Genomic DNA, 20,391 nt, shown 5'->3' with positions numbered 1-20,391 from the left:
TTTTCAAGAAAGGCCACATGCATTTTCGACATGCCTGAAACACGCCGAACATGCTAAAAAACCCGCCGCGCAGCGCGCAGCGGGTTCGTTTTGGCGGTGGGTGTGCGGTTTACTTGGTCAGGCGGGCAACCGTCGCGGCCGTACGGCTGCCGATCTCCTTGAAGGCGCTGATCAATGCCGCCATGTTCGTCGCTTCAAAATAGTTCGACCCGGTCGTCGCGCAGGCTTTCAAGAGATCCTGGCCGCGCTGTGGCGCCATGAAAGCGACGGCATAGACCTCGATTTTGGCGTCGCGAGCCGCCTGGCAGCTCTTCTTCGTTTCCTCGTCCGATTTCGTGTTGTTGGCAGCACCGTTATAGTGGGTGTTTTCGCCGTCGGTCATGAACAAGATGAAGCGCGACGGGACCTGGCCGCTCTTGTTCTTGTGGATGGTTTCTTCGGCGGGGTCTTTCACCTTTTTCAGGCCCTGCGCAAAGGCACCGCTCGAATCCGTGCCGCCCTGCGGTACTTTCGCAATGGCGTTGACATAGGTGAGCGCGGTCGCCGTGCCCCAGGCGAGATCGACAGTCGCCAGCATCTTGTCATTATAGGATACGGCGCCGGTGCGGACGTATTTTTTCTCCGGATCGGCGGTATTCAGCTCGGTGACGAGGCTCGCCACCGCCGTCTTGAGCGCCGCAATCTTCGAGATATAGCACGGCGAGGTTTCCGGCAGATTGGCTGTGTACCAATTGCTCGACGTGTGATTCTGGCACTTCTTGTTCTTGTCCGGGTCCTTTTCATTGGTGATGAAGGACATCGAACCGGACTGGTCCAGCACAAGGAACATCGAAATCGAGTGCTTCTTTTCCGCCGTGCCGCTTTCCGCCGTGCTTCTCGCGTTCATCTTGGTCGATGTCTGGCCGAGAAGGCGGGTGAAGGGGTTGAACTCCAGCGTGTAGCTCGTCGCCACGTCCACCTGGAACGACTTGCTGTCGCCGGTAAGCACGGTCTCCTTGACGTCGATGACGGTGGCGGACGTATAGTCGTTCTTGTCCTTCTCGTCCTGGTCGCCTTCCGCATCCGCGCTGCCGCCGGTCGTCATCTGGCTCTTGAGGAAGCGCATGGCGATTTCCTTGGCCTGCGCGACGGTCTTGCCGTCATTGGCAAGCGAAGAGGCGGCGGCGAGGGCTGCCGCGTCGGTCGCGTCCTGCAACTCCGCCTTGATCATGACCATCTTCGTCAGGTCGATGGCGACGCCACCGGCGGCCAGCATGACCGGAAAGACCAGCGCCGTCATCATCCCGAAATTACCGCGGCGGTCCCGCAGCAAGCGGGAGAGCCAGGACCGTCTTTCCATCGTCTTCGTCATGAGCGTCCACCCAGCATCTTCATAATGTGGGGCGAAACTAGCAGCGAAGTGTTATCTAACGGTTCGGGCGCGTGGTATAGTTTTCGTAAAATTGCGCCGATCCCGCAATTCCGGCTTTTGCCGTTGTTTCCAAACGGGATTTCACGCGGTCTGGCGCACCGGGATGACGTCGACGGCCTGGGTCGTCTTGTGCTGGCCGTAACCTTTCAGCACACCGATGACGGGGGCGACGTCGGCATAGTCGCGGCCATAGGCGACGACGATATGGTCGGTGCCGGCGGGGATGTTATTGGTCGGGTCGAGTTCCATCCAGCCGTTCACCCTGCCGCACCAGAAGCGCACCCAGGCATGCATGGCGTCAGCCCCTTCCAGCCGTTCCTTGCCCGCAGGCGGGATGGTGCGGAGGAACCCGCTGACATAGCCGGCGGGAATGCCGAGGCTTCTGAGCGCCACGATCATCACATGGGTGAAATCCTGGCAGACGCCGCGCTTCAGCTTGAAGGCCTCGCGGGGCGTGGTGTCGACATTGGTCGCCTTCGGATCGTAGGTGAAATCCTTGTGGATGCGGGCGCAGACGGCGGTCGCGATGGCGCGGATCGTCATGTCGGGCTTGGCGATGGCGCGGGCGTATTCGGCGATCTCGGGGCAATCCTGCAGCCGCGGGCTTGCACCGGTATAGTGGTGGGGCGAACCGGCATCCAGCGACCAGTAGTTGGCGATATCCTCCGGCAGGTCGGCGACGCGCGGCGAGAAATCCGCCGCCTGCTCCGGCATGTCGACATGGACGCGGGCCTGCATGCGGATGTCCAGTCGCTCGTGCGCGTTGCGAAAGAGGATCGAGCTCATCGGGTTTTCGAAGAAATCGTTGTGGTCGACCCGCTCGCCGGGGCCGGGATTGACGCCGACCGTGCCGGCGACCAGCCGCTGGCGGCCGCCAATCGACAGCGGCAGCACGCGCACGATATGCCGTCCGCCCGAAACCGGCGTGTCGTAGAGATAGCTGATCTGGAGGTTGACGTCGTAGAGCATGGTCACAGCGTCTCCTCCCTGTTCAGCTCAGATAGGTCTGGGCGAGGATGTCGGAAAGCTTTTCGAGCTCGATCTCGAGACGCTTGTAGACCGCATCCGTCATGGTTTCCGGCGTCATCACCGCCAGCCCCGCATGGAGCCGCATGGCCTCGCGGTAGAACGGCGACATCTGGCCGTTGGCATAGGCGTTCGGCAGTTGCTCGACCTCGTTCTTGATCTCGTTCAGCTGGTAGAGGATCGAGCGCGGGTTTAGCGCGTCGAGGGCCAGCAGGTCGGTGACCGTCAGGCGCGCCGTCGCCACGTTGTAGCGGCGGCGATGGGTCATGACGCTGTCGCCGATCTCGAGCAGCATGTCGAGCGCGCCGTCGGGCGCGTCCTCGCCGGACATGTGGCCGAGCAGGCGCGTCATGTGCAGGCCGCGTTCGAGATACCGGCCGATCGACAGAAAGCGCCAGCCGGTGAAGCGGTACATGTTTTCATGCACGAGGCCGGCGAAGCCCGCGAGCTTGCGCAGGAGAACTGTCATGGCGCGCGTCGCGTCGTCGCCGGACTGCACGCTGACGTGGAAGCGATGGGCGGTCTTCGACAGGTCGTTCAGCGCCAGCCAGCCATCGGGCGAAAAACGGTCGCGGATGTTGCCGGCGGAGAAGACGGCGCTGTCGATGCTGCGGATCAGGCTCGTCGGCATGGCTTCCGCCGTGTCGATACCGAGCGCGTCGAGATAGTCGCTGACATCCTTCAGCAGCGGCTGTTCGGGATTGGCGTATTCGGCGTAACGGCCGTGCCAGGCGCGCAGCACGCGAAGCGCGCCTTCCGCCCGCTCGATATAGCGGCCGAGCCAGAAGAGGTTGTCGGCCGCGCGGCTCGGCAGGCTGCCGGGCATGTTGCGGGTGAACATCTCTTCGGCCGGCAGCAGCGAGGTGCGCTCGACCGGCTTGCGGCTGACGATCCAGACGTCCGCCGCCGAGCCGCCTTCCTGCATGGCGATCGCCGCGACATTGGCGCCGGCGCCTATGCGGGCAAAACCGCCCGGCATGATCTGCCAGCCGCTGCGGGTGCGGGCGGCGAAGACGCGTAGCGACATCGGCCGCGGCGCGAGCTCACCATCGACGAAGGCGGGCGTCGTGGACAGCGTCACCGCCTCCTGGCCGACCAGTTTCACGCCGTCCGTCGCCAGCCATTCGGCGATCGACTGTTTTGCCGTGTCGCGCAGCGAGGAGCCGAGCACGGACTGCTCGTTGTCGTCGAAGAAGGGGCGGGTCGAATAGGCCGGGCCTATGACCATGCGCTCGATATTGGCGGCAACGTGCTCGCGCTCGCTCTTCTGGCCGCACCACCAGGTGGCGACGGACGGCAGCATCTGGTCCTCGCCGAGAAGCTGGCGACAGATGTTGGGCAGGAAGGCGAGCATGGCGCGGGTCTCGACGACACCGGCGCCGAGCGCGTTGACGATGCTGACGGAGCCGGAGCGCAGCGCCTCGACGATGCCGGGCGTGCCGATATGGGAGTTCTGGTTCAACTCCAGCGGATCGGCAAAGGAGGCGTCGAGGCGGCGCCAGAGCACGCCGACCGGCTTGAGGCCGGCGACGGTGCGCACCATGACCTTGCCGCCGACGACCGTCAGGTCCTCGCCTTCCAGCAACATGAAGCCGAGATATCGCGCGATATAGGCGTGTTCGAAATAGGTTTCGTTGGCAAGGCCCGGCGTCAGAACCGCGATGCGGTCTTCCGCCGATTTGTTGCCCTGCAGCGTGCTGCGGAAGGCGCCGAAAAAGCCGGCGAGGCGGTGGGCGTGGGTTTCCGCATAGACGTCGGAAAAGGCGCGCGTCGTCGCCACGCGGTTTTCCAGCGCGAAACCGGCGCCGGAGGGCGCCTGTGTGCGGTCGGAAAGCACCCACCAGTTGCCATCCGGCCCGCGGCCGATCTCGAAGGAGACGAAGTGCAGGAAATGTTTGCCGGCGGGCTGCACGCCGACGAGCGGGCGCAGGAATTCGCTGTTGGAGGCGACGAGGGCCGGCGGCAGCAGGCCGTTGGCGACGAGTTCGTTCTTTCCGTAGATATCGGCGACGACCGCCTCCAGCAGTTCCGCCCGCTGGATGAGGCCGCGCGAGAGGGTTTCCCACTCGGCTTCGTCGATCAGCACGGGAATGTGGGAGAGCGGCCAGGCGCGCTCGGCGCCGGCTTCCTTGCCATAGGCGCGGTAGAAGACGCCGGCGTCGCGCAGGTAGCGGTCGGCGCGGGCGAAGCGGCCGGCAAGCTCGGTCTCGTCCATCTTGCCGAGTGCGGCGAGAAAGTGCCGCCAGACCGGGCGCACCTCGCCGTTCGTATCGACCATCTCGTCGGCGACGCCCGGGGGCGGGGCATAGGCGCGCGTCGGCTTTTGCGCCGTACCGGCCTTGATGCGCTCTGCCTCCGCACTCGTGGTCTTCAATTCCAACACTCCAATGGCAGCCTAGATGCCGGACGGACGGCGCAGATCCAGCGTCAGCGGGAAATCCGCCGACGGTGTTTCCGGCCACAGCGTATAGCCGCCCGCCCTGTGCCCCCAGGGCTCGAATCGCGCCAGCCGGCGCGCTTCGGCCTCGTTTCCGTTCACCGGGAAGGTGTCATAGTTGCGTCCGCCCGGATGGGCAACATGGTAGATGCAGCCTCCGATCGCCCGCCGCGACCATGTATCATAAATGTCAAATGTAAGCGGTGTGTTGACGGGCAGCACCGGATGCAGCCCGGAGGCGGGCTGCCAGGCCTTGTAACGCACGCCGGCGACGGAGACGCCCCTGGTGCCGGTCGAGCGCAGCGGAACGGGCCTGCCGTTGCAGGCGACGGTGTAGCGTTCCGGATTGGCGGTCTCCAGCTTCACCTGAAGGCGTTCGACGGACGAATCGACGTAACGCACCGTGCCGCCGACCGCGCCCTGCTCGCCCATGACATGCCAGGGTTCCAGCGCCTGGCGCACCTCCAGATTGGCGCCCTCGTATTCGACCTCGCCGCAGAAGGGGAAGCGGAATTCGAGCTGGGCAGCGAACCATTCGGGCTTGAGCTCGAAGCCGTTCGTCTTGAGGTCCGCCAGCACGTCGAGGAAATCCTGCCAGACATAGTGCGGCAGCATGAAGCGGTCATGCAGCGTGGTGCCCCAGCGCACGAAGCCGCCATCGGCGGGGTTCTGCCAGAACCGGGCGATGAGCGCGCGGATCAGCAATTGCTGGGCGAGGCTCATGCGGGCATTGGGCGGCATTTCGAAGCCGCGGAACTCGACGAGGCCGAGGCGGCCGGTCGGGCCGTCCGGCGAGAACAGCTTGTCGATGCAGATTTCCGAACGGTGGGTGTTGCCGGTGCCGTCGGTGAGCAGGTTGCGGAACAGGCGGTCGACGAGCCAGGGCAGGGGTGCCGCACCCTGGCCGGGCGGCGGAACCTGCGCGAAGGCGATTTCCATCTCGTAGAGCGTGTCGTGCCGCGCTTCGTCGATACGCGGCGCCTGGCTGGTCGGGCCGATGAACATGCCCGAGAAGAGATAGGAGAGCGACGGATGCCGCTGCCAGTGCAGGACGAGGCTCTTCAGGAGGTCCGGCCGGCGCAGGAAGGGGCTGTTGTTTGGATTGTCGCCGCCGACGACCACATGGTTGCCGCCGCCCGTGCCGGTGTGGCGGCCGTCGATCATGAATTTATCGGCGCCGAGCCGGGTGAGGCGGGCCTCCTCGTATGCCGCGGTGGTGATGTCCACGCAGTCCTGCCAGTTGGCGGCGGGATGGATATTGACCTCGATGACGCCCGGATCGGGGGCGACCCGCATGACGTTGATGCGTTCGTCCTGCGGCGGCGCATAACCTTCGATATGGACCGGCAGGCCGAGATCGGCCGCGGCCTTTTCCGCGGCGGCGATCAGGTCGAGATAGTCCTCGATACGCTCGACCGGCGGCATGAAGACGCACAGGCGGCCGTCGCGCGGCTCGACGCTGAGAGCGGTGCGCACCGCGCCTCGGATGTCGCCCGTCGAACCGGCGATGTTCTGCTCGTTGCGCTCCTGCTGGGGCTCGCTCGCCCGCAGCGATGCCTGCGCCAGGGTGCGCGCCGGAGCGCTGTAGTCGGGCAGCGGCTCACGCGGGATCGAGGGATCGGCCTGGTGGATGTAGGGATATTGCGACGGCGGCACATAGGGCAGGGTGCCGAGCGGCATGCGGAAGCCGATCGGCGAATCGCCGGGAATGAGGAAGATCTTGCCGCGGCGGGTGCGCCACCGCTCGCTCACCCAGCGCCGCCCGCCCGCCTTGGCATTCCAGGCCTGCACCGGCAGGATATAGCCGGTCGCGGTCGTCAGGCCGCGCTCGAAGACCTTGGCGATGCGCGCCCGCTCTTCCGGGCTTTCGAGCTTGGAGTTCGACGGGTCGACATTTTCCGGCAGGCTGCCTTCCTTGATGATCCATTCCGCCGGGTCCTCGAAGGCGGGAATGATCATGTCCGGCTCGATCTCAAGCTCTCTGGCGATGCCGGTCAGAAGCGCCTCGGCCTGTTTTTCGGTGACCTCGGTGTCGGCGCCCTCGGTGGCGATCAGGTCCGGGTTGTGCCAGATCGGCTTGCCGTCCTTGCGCCAGTAGAGCGAGAAGGTCCAGCGCGGCAGGCTTTCGCCCGGATACCACTTGCCCTGGCCGTAATGCAGGAAGCCGCCGGGCGCGAAGCGCTCGCGCAGGCGGCGGATCAGCTCGTCGGCCTTCTCGCGCTTGGTCGGGCCGACGGCGGCGGTGTTCCATTCCTCGGATTCGAAATCGTCGATGGAGACGAAGGTCGGCTCGCCGCCCATGGTGAGGCGCACGTCGTTGTCCGAAAGCACGGTGTCGACCTTGCGGCCCAGCGCATTCAGCGCCTCCCAGCTCTCGTCGGAGAAAGGCTTGGTGATGCGCGGGTGCTCGGCGACGCGCTGTACCGTCATCGCGAAATCGAATTCCGTGTTCGCCTCGCCGAAATAACCGCCGCTGATCGGTGCTGCATTGCGAAAGTGCGGGGTGGCGGCGAGCGGGATGTGGCTTTCGCCGGTGAGCAGCCCGGAGGTCGGGTCGAGGCCGATCCAGCCGGCGCCCGGGAGATAGACTTCGCACCAGGCATGCAGGTCGGTGAAGTCGACCTCCGTGCCAGAGGGACCGTCCAGCGCCTTGAGGTCCGGGCTGAGCTGGATGAGGTAACCGGAGACGAAGCGGGCGGCGAAGCCGAGATTGCGCAGGATCTGCACCAGCAGCCAGCTCGAATCGCGGCACGAACCGAGCGCCGTCGTCAGCGTCTCTTCCGGCGTCTGCACGCCGGGCTCCATGCGGATGACGTAGCCGACGGACTGCTGGACCTGTGCGTTGAGGGCGACGACCATGTCCAGCGTGCGCCGGCGCGAGCGGTCGATCGTCTTCATATAGGCTTCGAGCGCCGGGTCCATCGGCTCGGGCGCGCGGTAGATCTTCAGGTCCTCGCGCAGGTCCTCCGGATAATCGAAGGGCCAGTGTTCGGCCTCTTCCTCCACGAAGAAGTCGAAGGGATTGTAGACGGTCATGTCGGCGACGAGATCGACTTCGATCTTCAGCTCGGTCACCGGATCGGGGAAGACGTAGCGGGCGAGATAGTTGCCGTAGGGATCCTGCTGGAGGTTCACGAAATGGTTTGCCGGTGAAACCTTCAGCGAATGGCTGATGACCTTGGTCTTGGAATGGGCGGCGGGTTTCAGCCGGATGATCTGGGGTCCGAGGCGGACCGGGTTGTCGTACTTGTAATGGGTGAGGTGGTAGATACCGGCCTTGATCGACATGCGCTCTCTTTTTCCCCTCGGTGACGGTCTGTTGCCGCCATCGAGGGGAGTTTGTGCAATGCGAAGAGAGATTGCAAGCGGGATCGCTGCCTGCCCTCACCGTCGATCAGGCGATGGCGCGCAGGTGCGGCCTTGCCGCCGGTTGGCGCGCCGCCTCGCCGGGCGTCTCGAACTGGCCGACGAGGCGCGCAAGCGTGGCGGACTCGTCGGAAAGGCGGTGCGTGACGGCGCTGCTTTCCTCGACCATCGCGGCATTCTGCTGGGTCACCGCGTCGAGCTGGCGGATCGTCGTGTTGATCTCGTGGATGCCGACGGACTGGTCGCGCGCCGCACGTGCGATCTCCTTGATCTCCCTGTCGATCGCGCTGATCTTGCCGGCGATGTCGCGCAGCACGTTGCCGGTCTCGCGCACGAGGCCCGCCCCGCGCGCCACCTCGCCGGCGGATTTGGTGATCAGCGCCTTCACCTCGCGCGCCGCACTGGCCGTGCGCTGCGCCAGTTCCCGCACCTCCTGCGCCACGACGGCAAAGCCCTTGCCGGCTTCACCCGCCCGCGCCGCTTCCACGCCGGCGTTCAGCGCCAGAAGGTTGGTCTGGAAGCGATGTCGTCGATGACGCCGATGATGTTGCCGATCTCGTGCGAGGACGTCTCGATCTTGCCGATCGCGCTGACGACATTGTCGACGACCTGTTCGGAGGTGGCCGAGCTCTTCTTGGTGTCGGAGGCGAGGCGCTCGGCGACCGTCGTGCGCTCGGCTGCGGACTGCACGACCTGCGTCATTTCCGCCAGCGCCGCCGCGGCCTCGCCCAAAGAGGCGGCCTGCCGCTCGGTCCGGCTGGAGAGCTGGACGAGCGCCTCCTGCATCTCGCTGGAATCGTCGCGGATCCGGTGGGTGTTGACGCGAACCGTCGTCATCGCCTCGGCAAGCCGCTCGATGGAGGCGTTGTAGTCGGTGCGGATGCGATCGAGCGCTGGCATGAAGGGCGTCTCGATGCGCTGCGTGAGGTCGCCGCGGGCGAGGTGCTGCAGCGCGCCCGCGAGGCGCAGCACGGCCGCCTCGGTTTCGGCGTCTTCGGCCTGCTTGGCGCTCTCGCGGGCCGCCCGCTCGCTATCGGCCTCCTCGCGGATCGTTGCGGTTTCCCGTTGCAAGCGTTCCTTCTCGATTGCCGCGTCGCGGAAGACGAGCACGGAGCGCGCCATGTCGCCGATCTCGTCGCGCCGGTCCTCGCCATCGCAGGCAATCGTCGTGTCGCCGCCGGCAAGCCGGTTCATGTCGGAGACAAGAGCGGTGATCGGGCGTGACAGGCGGCTGGCGAAAAGGAAGCCGACGGCGGCCGTCACCACGAGCACGCAGAGCGAGACGAGCAGCGTCCACCTGATGAGGCGGGTGAGGCCGGCGAAGACTTCGCTCGATGCCATGACGGCGGCGACGGTCCAGGGGCGGCCGAGAAAATCGAAGCTGGCGGCGGCGAGCTTCACCTCCCGGCCGCGGTGATCGGGCAGGGTCGCCTTGGCGATCGCGCCATCGTCGGCGGCCAGAAGCTCCGGCGCGATACGCATCGTGAGCACGTCGGCATCCGTGCCGTGCGAGGGGCGGGTGAGGAGGAAACCATCGGCGTTCAGCAGCATGGCTTCGCCGGTCTCGCCGAGGCCGACGGGGTTGTTCAGCTTCGCGGCGATACGTTCGGTCGGCAGCGCGACGACGAGCACGCCGATCTTGCCCGCGACGGAGGCGACGGGGGCGGCGAGGAAGGCCACGGCGCGACCGGCCGGCGCATAGGCCTGGTAATCGTCGAAGGCGACGATGGCGGTTTCCGTGCTGGGCGCCGCTTCGGCGAAGACCTTGGCAAGGCCGGTCCCGGCGAAGCGCGCATCGGTCGTGAGGTTGGCGCCGAAATCATCGTGTTTTTTGAGCGAATAGACGATGTCGCCGCTAAGATTGACGAGCAGCATGTCGTCGAAACCCTGCGCCTCCGCCTGCCGTAGGAAGAAGCCGTGGTAGCGGCCATGCATCTGGTCGAACGTGTCGATCTCGGCGGATTTCAGATCGGCCTTGCCGCCATAGCGGCGTTGCAATTCGGCAGCGCGGTCGCCTTCGATTGCGCCGAGTTCACCCGACAGATCGTCGAGCGCCTTGGCGACGACCTTCTGGCCGGCCAGGTCGCGGGTCTCCTTGACGATCGATTGCAGATACTGCGCGAGTTCGTTGCGCCGGCCGTCGGCCAGCGTTTCGAGCTTCGTCACGGCCGCCTCGGTCGACTGGCTGGCGCTGAGATAGAGGCTCGCGACGCTGGTTGCGGAAATGGCAATGACGGCCAGCAGCAGGGCCGCAAGCGAAAGCTTTATGGAAAGACGCATAGGGGATGATTTCTGAAAATACGCAGCTACAGATCATGCCGATAGCGGCTGCCAGAACGCGCATCCTGCGGCCGGGACGACGCCCGGTTCTGACCGTCCCCACTATGGCCTTTGGTCATGACGGGTCTGTGACGGCTTTGTGAAAGCTGCGTGGAGCGGCGGGGCCGTTCCACGCAGAACAGAGTTTTAGCGTGTCATGGAGACCAGCGAGAAATAGGCGCCCTGCGGGTCGAGGCAATTGAGAATCCAGGCGCCGCCGGGCACTTCCATCGGTCCCATCATAATGCTGCCGCCGCCATCCCTGACGCGGTCTCCCGCAGCGTCGAGGCCTTCGACAACGAAATAGTAGCCCCAGGCGGGCGGCATGGGCGAGCCGGGCGGATTGGTCATCATGCCGCCGATGGCATTGCCGCCGCCCGCGGCAAAGGTCTGGTAGGTGCCCATCCCGGCGTCCGACATGTCGACGGCCCGGTCCTTGGTCCAGCCGAAGGTCTTCGAGTAGAAGTCCCAGGCGGTGTCCAGGTCGCCCGCCATCAGCTCGTTCCAGCCGATATGGCCGGGCGTCATCATGTCCGGCCGGGCCGGGCCTTCATCCGCAGTGCTGAAAAGCGAGAAGACGGCGCCGTGCGGATCGGCGACGACGGCGAAGCGGCCGATGCCGGGAATGTCGGCCGGTTCGCGCATCACCGCCCCGCCGTTTTGGATGATCTCCCGAGCGGTCTCCTCGATCCGGTCGGTGAAGATGTAGCCTATCCAGGCCGGCGGCATGCCGCTTGCCTCCGCGGGCAGGTCCATCATGCCGGCAACCTGCGTCTCGCCGGCATAGGCGAGCAGGTATTTCATGCCCGGCATGCCGGAATCGCGGATCGACCATCCGACGACCGACGCATAAAAGCGTTCGGCGGCCGCGACGTCGTTCGTCATCAGTTCGTACCAGCAGAACCGGCCATCGTCCTTGTGCATGTCGTCGTTCCTTCGTTGTCTTCCGGGCTTCAGTCGCAGCAGGAATGCGCCTTCGGCGCATCGTCATATTCGTCCTTGCGCTTGACGAAGCTGAGCGTTCCCGTCTCGTTGCGGCCTTTTGGCGCGCGGTCGAGGATCATCAGGGTGCCCAGCGCCTCTTCGCCGCCGCGGGCATAGTCCGAATAGGTGTGGTAGACGATGCCGTCCTCGTCCTTGAAGAAGGCGCTCAAGCCCGGAAGCTCGTCATGTGCATCGGCGGCGTCGGTCTCGCGGAAATTATACATGACCTTGCCGCGGGCCAGCTCCTCCTTGGTGAAGGAAACATGGTAGTCGAAGTTGAAATCGCTGCCGAAGGACGAGACCCAGGGGAATTCCCAGCCCATGCGCTTCCTGTAGGCCTCAAGCTTTTCCAGCGACGCGCGGGCAACGGCGATCATCGTGACGTCGTGATTGTTGAGATGCGGCAGCATGCCGTCGATATGGTCGGCCATGAAGGAACAGCCGGGGCAGCCGGCTTCCCAGTCGGGACCGTACATGAAGTGGTAGACGATGAGCTGGCTGCGGCCGTCGAACAGTTCTGCGAGCGTCTTGCGCCCTTCGGGCGTCTCGAAGGTGTAGTTCTTCTCTACTTTTACCCAGGGCAGGGTGAGGCGTTCGGCGCGCACCTTGTCGCGCAGCTTCGTCTCTTCCTTCTCCAGGGTCAGCAGGGCCTTGCGGGCGGCGAGCCATTCTTCCCGGGATACGATTTCGTGGTTCGGTCTCATGCTCGGGACTCCTCTTTCGCGGGCTTTCGACAAATAAGTTGGTATCAACATTTATGGCAAATGTCAAAGACGGGCGCATGACACTGCGCCCGTCTTTTGAAAGGCCCGGGAGACGTAAAACAGGTGAGGCTTGTGACAAAGTCAGGCGCGACGGCGGCCGCGCCCTTTGATGTTTATTCCGGCAGGATGCGCACGGCGCCCTTGTCGGCGCTGGCGGCGAAGGCGGCATAGGCCTTCAGCGCCGTCGTGACGTTGCGCTTGCGCGGGGCCGCCGGCTTCCAGCCGAGCTTGTCCTGCTCGGCACGGCGCACGGCCAGCTCTTCCTCGGATACGGCGAGGTTGATGGTGCGGTTCGGGATGTCGATCTCGATGAGATCGCCTTGGCGCACGAGGCCGATCGTGCCGCCCTGGGCGGCTTCCGGCGAGGCATGGCCGATCGACAGGCCCGAGGTGCCGCCGGAGAAGCGACCGTCGGTGACGAGCGCGCAGGCCTTTCCGAGACCCTTCGACTTCAGGTAGCTCGTCGGATAGAGCATTTCCTGCATGCCGGGGCCGCCCTTCGGGCCTTCGTAGCGGATGACGACGACGTCGCCGGCCTTCACCTCGTTGCCGAGGATGCCCTTCACCGCTGCGTCCTGGCTTTCGAAGACGACCGCCGGGCCGGAGAATTTCAGGATCGATTCATCGACGCCCGCCGTCTTCACGATGCAGCCGTCGAGCGCGATGTTGCCCGACAGCACGGCGAGGCCGCCGTCCTTGGAGAACGGGTGTTCGACGGAGCGGATGACGCCCTTTTCGCCGTCGGTGTCCAGTTCGTCCCAGCGGGCTTCCTGGCTGAAAGCGACCTGGGTCGGGATGCCGCCCGGCGCCGCGCGGAAGAAGGTGCGCACCGTCTCGCTGGTCGTGCGGGTGATGTCCCAGCGGTCGATGGCGTGGCCGAGCGTTTCGGCATGCACGGTCGGCGTGTCACGGTGGATGAGGCCGCCGCGGTCGAGTTCGCCGAGGATGCGCATGATGCCGCCGGCGCGGTGCACGTCTTCCATATGCACGTCCTGCTTGGCAGGCGCGACCTTGGAAAGGCAGGGAACGCGACGCGACAGCTGGTCGATATCGTCCAGGTTGAAATCGATGCCGCCTTCATAGGCGGCGGCGAGGATGTGCAGCACGGTGTTGGTCGAGCCGCCCATGGCGACGTCGAGCGACATGGCGTTCTCGAAGGCGCGCTTGTTGGCGACATTGCGGGGCAGGATGCTGTCGTCTTCCTGCTCGTAGTAGCGGCGGGCGAGATCGACGATCAGGTGGCCGGCCTCGACGAAGAGGCGCTTGCGGTCGGCATGAGTGGCGAGCGTCGAGCCGTTGCCGGGCAGCGACAGGCCGAGGGCTTCGGTCAGGCAGTTCATCGAATTGGCCGTGAACATGCCGGAGCAGGAGCCGCAGGTCGGACAGGCCGATCGTTCGATGACCTTGACGTCCTCGTCGGAGATCTTGTCGTCGGCGGCGGCGACCATGGCGTCGACGAGGTCGAGTGCGTGGGTCTTGCCGTGCAGCACGACCTTGCCGGCCTCCATCGGGCCGCCGGAAACGAAGACGGACGGGATGTTGAGGCGCATGGCGGCGTTCAGCATGCCGGGCGTGATCTTGTCGCAGTTCGAGATGCAGACCATGGCGTCGGCGCAATGCGCATTGACCATGTACTCGACCGAATCCGCGATGATCTCGCGCGACGGCAGCGAATAGAGCATGCCGTCATGGCCCATGGCGATGCCGTCGTCGACGGCGATCGTGTTGAATTCCTTGGCGACGCCGCCGGCAGCCTCGATCTCGCGCGCGACGAGCTGGCCGAGATCCTTCAGGTGCACGTGGCCGGGGACGAACTGGGTGAAGGAGTTCACCACCGCGATAATCGGCTTGCCGAAATCCGAATCCTTCATGCCGGTCGCGCGCCAGAGGCCGCGGGCACCGGCCATGTTGCGGCCGTGGGTGGTGGTTCGGGAGCGATATGCGGGCATGGTTCCATTCCTTGACATCGGACGTGGCTCGCATATGGCCCTTCTAGGGCCGGATTGCGAGCCTTGAGAGGGTTTCCCTAGCGCAAAACGCCCCGCGCGTCACGAAAGGAATGACGATTTTTTGACGGTGCGGCGCAATTTCCTTGCCGCTCGCCACCGCCGGACATGACCGTTGTCGGCATAAGGCATTCATGCCATGGTCCGCGCCATGAACGGCACGGGTCAGGTTTTGGCAGAGACGGGCGCGGAGAGCGCCGAAGCGGCGCTCGACAAGAGCCCGCTCTATCTGCGCATTCGCGACGTCTTGGCGGATGCCATTTCCGCGGGTCGCCTGCCGCGGGGCGCGCTGCTGCTCGAAGGGCCGGTCGCCGGCGTTTTTGCCTCCACGCGCACGCCGGTCCGCCAGGCCTTCGCGTTGCTGGAGACCGCGGGCCTGATCCGGCGTTTCGATGGGCGCGGTTTCCTGGTGGGGCAGGGGCGCGGCGGGCCGAAGCGCGTGGCGCTGACCGCCGAAATGCTCGGTCTCGACGAGGAGGCGCCGGGCCTGCGCAAGGCGCCCGGCTGGGAGGCGATCTATGAGAGCCTGGAGCGTGAGATGGTGCATATCTCCGTCTTCGGCCGCCACCGGATCAACGAGGTGGAGCTGGCGCGCGCCCGCGGTGTCGGCCGGCAGGTGGCGCGCGATGCGCTGACGCGGCTCGAAGCGCTCGGCATCGTGGAAAAGGACGAGCGCATGCGCTGGACGCTGGTGCCGCTCGACGAGAGCCGCATGCGCGACCTGCACGATATTCGCGTGGCGCTGGAGCCTCTGGCGCTGACCCGGGCGGCCCCCTTCATTCCGCCGGCCGAGCGCCGCGCGATGACGCACCGGCTGGAAGAGGCGCTGGCGGTCTATCCGAACCTCTCCGTTCCGGCGATGGACGATCTCGAAACCGACCTGCACATCACCTGCCTCGGCTATTGCCCCAACCGGGAGCTGCTGATTGCGCTGCGCCGCGCGCGGTTCATGCTGAATGTCAGCAAGCACATCATCGGCGTCTCGCACCGCATGCCCGAAAGCGAGCCCTTCATCGCCGAGCATCTCGCGGTGTTCCGGGCGCTCGACGTGGACGACAGCGCGCGGGCGGCCGAGACGCTCAGCCACCACATCACCGTTTCGCTGCCCAAGGTCATCCAGCGCGTCGCGGAGCTGCGCGCGGCGCACCTGCCGGACATGCCGGTCTACGCGGTACCCGTTCAGCGTTGAGGAGGTCGTCATGAAGGTCAAGCGCATCGTCGCGAATATCGAAACGCCGGAGCCTTCGGCGGTCGCGCGTTTCTACAAGGACATTCTCGGGCTGGACCTGCTGATGGACCACGGCTGGATCGTCACGTATGGCACCGGCGGCACCATGCCCCTGCAGGTGAGCTTCGCCTCCGAAGGCGGTTCCGGCACGCCGGTGCCGGGCCTTTCGGTCGAAGTGGACGATGTGGAGGCGGTCTATCAGGCCGTGCTTGCGGCTGGTCATGCGATCGAATACGGCCCGGCGGACGAGCCCTGGGGCGTGCGGCGTTTCTTCGTGCGCGACCCCGCCGGCACGCTCGTCAACATCCTCATGCACGCCTGATGCTCAGGTGATCGCGCCGACCTGCCAGGGCACGAATTCGTTGTCGCCGTAGTCATAGGCTTCGCTTGCCGTCTTGCGGCCGGAGGCGGTGTCGATGACGAAGTCGAAGATGCGGCGGCCGGCCTGTTCGATCGTCTCCGCGCCGTCGACGATGGTGCCGCAATTGATGTCCATGTCTTCCTTGATGTGCTCATACATCGGCGTGTTGGTGGCGATCTTGATGCAGGGCGCGGGCTTGTAGCCGGAGACCGAGCCGCGGCCGGTGGTGAAGGCGACGAGGTTGCAGCCGCCGGCGATCTGGCCGGTGACGGCGGCCGGGTCGTAGCCGGGCGTGTCCATGAAGACGAAGCCCGTTTCCGTCACCTCCTCGGCATATTCATAGACGGCGTTGAGCGGCATCGAGCCGCCCTTGGCGACGGCGCCGAGCGACTTTTCCAGAATGGTCGTGAGACCGCCCGCCTTGTTGCCGAAGGAAGGGTTGTTGTTGAGTTCGGCGTCGTTCCTGGCGGTGTAGTCCCGCCACCAGTCGATGCGGGACAGCAGCTTTTCCGCGACCTCCGGCCGGGCGGCGCGGCGCGTCAGAAGATGTTCGGCGCCGTAGATTTCCGGCGTTTCGGAGAGCACGGTCGTGGCGCCCTCCTTCACCAGGAGGTCGGAGGCGACGCCCAGCGCCGGGTTGGCGGAGATGCCGGAATAACCGTCCGAACCACCGCATTCGAGCGCCAGCCGGATGCCGGAAAGCGGCTGCGGCGTGCGGCGGATGCGGCCGACATCTGGCAGCATGTCGTCGATCATCGCGCAGGCCGCCTCGATGGTCTTTCGCGTGCCGCCCTGTTCCTGGATCATCATCTTGCGGAAGGTCTTTCCCTCCTCCAGCCCGGCCTCTTCGACGAGCGGGCCATATTGAAAGGTCTCGCAGCCGAGCCCGATCATCAGGATGCCGCCGAAATTCGGGTTGCGGGCATAGCCCTTGAAGGTGCGCGTCAGGATGCGCCCGCCCTCGGATTTCAGGTTCAGCGCGCAGCCGCCGCCATAGGTCAGCGCCACCACGCCGTCGATATTGTCATGGCCGGTCTCGCGGAACCTGCGGGCATAATGCTCCGCCACATACCGCGAGACCGTGGCGGAACAGTTCACCGTGGAAAGGATGCCGATATAGTTGCGCGTGCCGATGCGGCCGTTGCCGCGGTCATAGCCCTCGAAGGTGCGGCGCTCGGCCTCCGGCACCATGATGGGCGGTGCATTGTCGACGCAGAATTCGTGTTTCAGCGCGACGTCGAGAATAGCGAGGTTCTGCAGGTGCACATGTTCGCCGGGGTGGATCGCCTTCGTCGCATAGCCGATGATCTGGCCATATTTCAGGATCGGCGCGCCTTCGGCGATCGGCGCCAGCGCCACCTTGTGGCCGCGCGGAATGCGCTCAGCGGCGGCGACGGCGTTGACGAGCATCCGGCCGGCGTCGACATTGGCGGGAACGACGCCGACATTGTCTTTCGGGTTGAGGACGAGCACGGCGGGGCGTTCGGCGAGCATGGCGGCTCCTGCGGTTGGATCTTGCGCATTAATGCACTCTGTCAGCAAAAGTCAATATCAGTAATTTTGCCCGCCGGTGAGGCCGGGTATCTTGGCTCTTGCCATCAATTTGTCGTATAATTAGCGATTAATTGTATGATGATTTAGCGTGGCTTTCGGGAGGTACTTTGACGGATAAGGCAACGAGGCGGTCGCTGCGGTCGCCATTGCGCCGCCCGCGCGTGCGCCACAATGTGACGGCGGCGATCGGCGCGGATATCTGCGGCGGGCGGTTTCCGCCGGGCACGGTTCTGCCACGCGAAAGCGACCTTTGCGAGACCTACGGCGTCAGCCGCACGGTCATCCGCGAATCCCTGAAGGTGCTGGAGACGAAAGGCCTCGTGCGCGGTCGCCCACGCGTCGGCACCATCGTCTGCGACCGGGCGGAATGGAACGTGCTCGACGCGCAGATCCTTGAATGGATGGGGCCGGACGTGCTGTCGGCGGAACTGCTCGGCTCGATCCTCGAAGCGCGCCGCACCGTCGAGCCCGCCGCCGCCTTCCTCGCGGCTTCACGCGCGACGGCGCAGGAGATCGCGGACCTCGAACGGGCCTGCGACGACATGGGCGATGCGGAGGGCGACCTTGAAGCCTTCACCGCGGCCGATGCCCGCTTTCACGAGACCCTGCTGAAGGCGAGCCACAACAAGGTTTTCCACCAGCTCTCCTCGATCATTCACGCCGCACTCTCCTATGCGCTGCACGCCTCCAACCGCGCGGCGGTCAAGCGCGACGAGGCGCTCGACGTGCACCGGGAACTGGTTGACGCGCTGCGCCTGCGCGACGGCGCGCGGGCAGAAACCTGCTCGCGCCAGATTCTCGATCTCGCTGCGCGCGACCTCTCCCGCCTGATGGGCGATGCCGGCGGTTTGAAGACAAATTTATGAGGGCCAAGGAAGGCCATGGCTGGTGCAAACCCCGCCTGGCGCCATGAGGATGGCCGCGTGGCCGCTTGGTGATGTTACGCTCAGGACGAATTGGAGAAGCCCGGCCTCTTTCATGTCCGCGCCTCGGTAGACGGAAGCGTTCTGCATCCCTATGTCATATGGGTAAACGCAAAGGAGAGGCACATGCGCCCCATATCTGGTTTCGTCGTCGCGGCACTCGCGGTTCTGGCGCTCGCAGGCTGCAGCACGACCGCAGCCAACAACACGACTTATGCCCGGCCGGCGGATTCGGGCGGCTTTCAGATCCCGCTGAACTGACAAGTGCCATGCAGTCCCGGCCGGATTACGTCCGGGACTGCACCCTCAGGCCATCGGAGCGGCAGCTTGATGGAAGCGCTGTTCCCACTTTTCCCTGACAAACTCTAGTGGCTGTCGGCCAGCCGGGCCGCTTCCACGGCGTCGGCCTGTTCGAAGCGGACGCCGTTGAAGAAGGCGTTCAGCAGCACGGCGACGATGGAGGCGAGCACGATGCCCGATTCGATGATCGGGTGGATCGCATGCGGCATCCACATCAGGTAGTTCGGCGCAAGCAGCGGGATCAGGCCGAAGCCGACGGAGACCGCGACCACGAAGAGGTTGTTGCGCGACGTCTTGAAGTCGACATTCGAGAGGATGCGCACACCCGTCGCCGCCACCATGCCGAACATCACGAGGCCGGCGCCGCCGAGAACGAAGGTCGGCACGGCTTCCACCAGCGCGCCCATCTTCGGGATGACGCCGAGAATGATCATGATGATGCCGGCCGCGACGCAGACGTAGCGGCTCTTGACGCCGGTGACGCCGACGAGACCGACATTCTGCGAGAAGCTCGTATAGGGGAAGGTGTTGAACAGGCCGCCGATCATCGTGCCGATGCCATCGACGCGCAGGCCCGCGGTCAGCTGCCGCTGCGACACCGGCCTGTCGGTGATTTCGCCAAGCGCCAGGAACATGCCGGTCGATTCGATCATGACGACGATCATCACGAGCGTCATGGTGGCGATCAGCACCGGATCGAAGATCGGCACGCCGAAGCGCAGCGGCGTGACCACGGCAAACCAGCCGGCATCCGCGACGCGGTCGAAGTGCATCATGCCGAGGATCGACGCGGCGATGCAGCCGATGATGACGCCGGCCAGCACCGCGATGTTGCTGATGAGGCCGCGGCCGTAGCGGGCGATGACCAGGATGGAAAGCAGCACCAGGGCCGAAAGCGCGATGTGGCTCGGCTCGGCATAGACCGGGTTGGAAACGGTCGGCGCGATGGCGAAGCCGTCGGGAACCGCCGGGCCACCGGTTTCGGCGAGCGTCTTCATCTGGGTGAGCCACTCGGCATGGGTGGGGTTGATCAGCTTGGGCGCGGTCGGGCCGAAGGGGTTGCCGAAGGTCCAGTTGATGCCGACGCGCATTAGCGACACGCCGATGACGAGGATGATGGTGCCCGTCACGACCGGCGGGAAGAAGCGCAGCAGCCGGCCCATGATGGGCGCGATCAGGAGGGCGACGAAACCGGCTCCGATGATGGCGCCGAAGATCATGCGCGCCCCTTCCGCTCCGGGCACCATGGTCGCCATGGAGACCATCGGGCCGACGGAAGCGAAGGTGACGCCCATCATGACGGGCAGGCGGATGCCGACATGGCGGCCGATGCCGAGCGACTGGATGATGGTGACAATGCCGCAGACGAAGAGGTCGGCGGAAATCAGGAAGGCCACGTCCTGTGGGCTCAGCTGCAAAGCGCGCCCGACGATCAGGGGCACCGCGACGGCGCCGCCATACATGACGAGCACATGCTGGATGCCGAGCGTCGCGAGCCGGCTCGCAGGCAGCTTCTCGTCCACCGGGTGTATGCTGGAAATGTCGCTCATGGATACTTCTCCCATCACGTCGACCACAGCCCGTCCTCCAACGGGTGCGCCATCTTTCGCGCTGCGGTGGAGAGCTCAAGCATGGCCCGGCAATAAACACTTTACGCATTCATGGGGTAATCGCACGGCGGGGAGCCTTCGCCGCGTGCCGGCATCTTCCGG

13 protein-coding genes and 1 pseudogene are annotated in these 20,391 nt (G+C 65.3%); 4 read left to right on the top strand and 10 right to left on the bottom strand.

Annotated elements, in window-relative coordinates:
- Positions 1-109: 109 nt before the first annotated feature.
- From VGN93_RS19100 to ilvD, 8 genes and pseudogenes are all read right to left on the bottom strand, one after another.
- A complete protein-coding gene (locus VGN93_RS19100) occupies positions 110-1,351 on the bottom strand; it encodes a TadE/TadG family type IV pilus assembly protein (protein WP_327508673.1) in 1,242 nt (413 codons plus the stop codon).
- Between the two features lie 141 nt (positions 1,352-1,492).
- Positions 1,493-2,380: a transglutaminase family protein gene (locus tag VGN93_RS19095; RefSeq protein WP_319320820.1), complete on the bottom strand. Its 888-nt coding sequence runs from the start codon at positions 2,378-2,380 to the stop codon at positions 1,493-1,495.
- Positions 2,381-2,402: 22 nt separating this feature from the next.
- Positions 2,403-4,781 (bottom strand): circularly permuted type 2 ATP-grasp protein, encoded by a 2,379-nt coding sequence (locus tag VGN93_RS19090; protein ID WP_414714129.1) that lies wholly within the window; start codon positions 4,779-4,781, stop codon positions 2,403-2,405.
- A 51-nt stretch (positions 4,782-4,832) separates the two neighbouring features.
- Positions 4,833-8,162, bottom strand: a complete 3,330-nt coding sequence (locus tag VGN93_RS19085) for a transglutaminase family protein (protein WP_327508672.1) — start codon at positions 8,160-8,162, stop codon at positions 4,833-4,835.
- Positions 8,163-8,268: 106 nt separating this feature from the next.
- Positions 8,269-10,520, bottom strand: a pseudogene (locus VGN93_RS19075) (methyl-accepting chemotaxis protein).
- Between the two features lie 186 nt (positions 10,521-10,706).
- Positions 10,707-11,483, bottom strand: coding sequence for a VOC family protein (locus VGN93_RS19070; RefSeq protein WP_327508669.1), 777 nt, complete (start codon positions 11,481-11,483; stop codon positions 10,707-10,709).
- A gap of 29 nt (positions 11,484-11,512) precedes the next feature.
- Entirely contained in the window at positions 11,513-12,247 is a 735-nt protein-coding gene (locus VGN93_RS19065) for a thioredoxin family protein (RefSeq protein WP_327508668.1), read from the bottom strand.
- A gap of 173 nt (positions 12,248-12,420) precedes the next feature.
- Complete coding sequence (gene ilvD / locus VGN93_RS19060) at positions 12,421-14,256, bottom strand: dihydroxy-acid dehydratase (protein WP_327508667.1); 1,836 nt, start codon at positions 14,254-14,256, stop codon at positions 12,421-12,423.
- A 208-nt stretch (positions 14,257-14,464) separates the two neighbouring features.
- On the opposite strand from ilvD, the gene VGN93_RS19055 reads away from it, so the two are divergent.
- Both VGN93_RS19055 and VGN93_RS19050 read left to right on the top strand, forming a co-directional pair.
- Positions 14,465-15,502 carry a GntR family transcriptional regulator gene (locus VGN93_RS19055; RefSeq protein WP_327508666.1) on the top strand — a complete coding sequence of 346 codons (1,038 nt, stop codon included), beginning with the start codon at positions 14,465-14,467 and terminating at the stop codon, positions 15,500-15,502.
- A 10-nt stretch (positions 15,503-15,512) separates the two neighbouring features.
- The gene (locus tag VGN93_RS19050) at positions 15,513-15,863 is read left to right on the top strand and encodes a VOC family protein (RefSeq protein ID WP_319320699.1); all 351 of its coding nucleotides are present in this window, start codon (positions 15,513-15,515) and stop codon (positions 15,861-15,863) included.
- A 3-nt stretch (positions 15,864-15,866) separates the two neighbouring features.
- Here the strand turns inward: VGN93_RS19050 and VGN93_RS19045 are convergent, their stop codons facing one another.
- Positions 15,867-17,396 (bottom strand): altronate dehydratase family protein, encoded by a 1,530-nt coding sequence (locus VGN93_RS19045; protein ID WP_327508665.1) that lies wholly within the window; start codon positions 17,394-17,396, stop codon positions 15,867-15,869.
- Between the two features lie 167 nt (positions 17,397-17,563).
- Here VGN93_RS19045 and VGN93_RS19040 point away from each other — a divergent pair, with 167 nt between their 5' ends.
- Positions 17,564-18,322 (top strand): FadR/GntR family transcriptional regulator, encoded by a 759-nt coding sequence (locus VGN93_RS19040; RefSeq protein ID WP_327508664.1) that lies wholly within the window; start codon positions 17,564-17,566, stop codon positions 18,320-18,322.
- Positions 18,323-18,505: 183 nt separating this feature from the next.
- On the top strand, positions 18,506-18,640 hold the full coding sequence (locus VGN93_RS19035) for a hypothetical protein (RefSeq protein ID WP_256120919.1): 135 nt from the start codon (positions 18,506-18,508) through the stop codon (positions 18,638-18,640).
- A gap of 104 nt (positions 18,641-18,744) precedes the next feature.
- Here the strand turns inward: VGN93_RS19035 and VGN93_RS19030 are convergent, their stop codons facing one another.
- On the bottom strand, positions 18,745-20,229 hold the full coding sequence (locus tag VGN93_RS19030) for a nucleobase:cation symporter-2 family protein (RefSeq protein ID WP_327508663.1): 1,485 nt from the start codon (positions 20,227-20,229) through the stop codon (positions 18,745-18,747).
- Positions 20,230-20,391: the final 162 nt, after the last annotated feature.

It is taken from the genome of Shinella sp. (assembly GCF_035998705.1).
Classification (GTDB): Bacteria; Pseudomonadota; Alphaproteobacteria; order Rhizobiales; family Rhizobiaceae; genus Shinella.
Note: the sequence above shows the minus strand (reverse complement) of the source record. Positions and strands in the feature narration are given on the sequence as shown.

What these genes read in the sequence shown, in the direction of transcription:
- VGN93_RS19100 (WP_327508673.1), bottom strand. Translation starts at nt 1,351, where the DNA reads ATGACGAAGACGATGGAAAGACGGTCCTGGCTCTCCCGCTTGCTGCGG.
- VGN93_RS19095 (WP_319320820.1), bottom strand. Translation starts at nt 2,380, where the DNA reads ATGCTCTACGACGTCAACCTCCAGATCAGCTATCTCTACGACACGCCG.
- VGN93_RS19085 (WP_327508672.1), bottom strand. Translation starts at nt 8,162, where the DNA reads ATGTCGATCAAGGCCGGTATCTACCACCTCACCCATTACAAGTACGAC.
- VGN93_RS19070 (WP_327508669.1), bottom strand. Translation starts at nt 11,483, where the DNA reads ATGCACAAGGACGATGGCCGGTTCTGCTGGTACGAACTGATGACGAAC.
- VGN93_RS19065 (WP_327508668.1), bottom strand. Translation starts at nt 12,247, where the DNA reads ATGAGACCGAACCACGAAATCGTATCCCGGGAAGAATGGCTCGCCGCC.
- ilvD (WP_327508667.1), bottom strand. Translation starts at nt 14,256, where the DNA reads ATGCCCGCATATCGCTCCCGAACCACCACCCACGGCCGCAACATGGCC.
- VGN93_RS19055 (WP_327508666.1), top strand. Translation starts at nt 14,465, where the DNA reads ATGAACGGCACGGGTCAGGTTTTGGCAGAGACGGGCGCGGAGAGCGCC.
- VGN93_RS19050 (WP_319320699.1), top strand. Translation starts at nt 15,513, where the DNA reads ATGAAGGTCAAGCGCATCGTCGCGAATATCGAAACGCCGGAGCCTTCG.
- VGN93_RS19045 (WP_327508665.1), bottom strand. Translation starts at nt 17,396, where the DNA reads ATGCTCGCCGAACGCCCCGCCGTGCTCGTCCTCAACCCGAAAGACAAT.
- VGN93_RS19035 (WP_256120919.1), top strand. Translation starts at nt 18,506, where the DNA reads ATGCGCCCCATATCTGGTTTCGTCGTCGCGGCACTCGCGGTTCTGGCG.
- VGN93_RS19030 (WP_327508663.1), bottom strand. Translation starts at nt 20,229, where the DNA reads ATGAGCGACATTTCCAGCATACACCCGGTGGACGAGAAGCTGCCTGCG.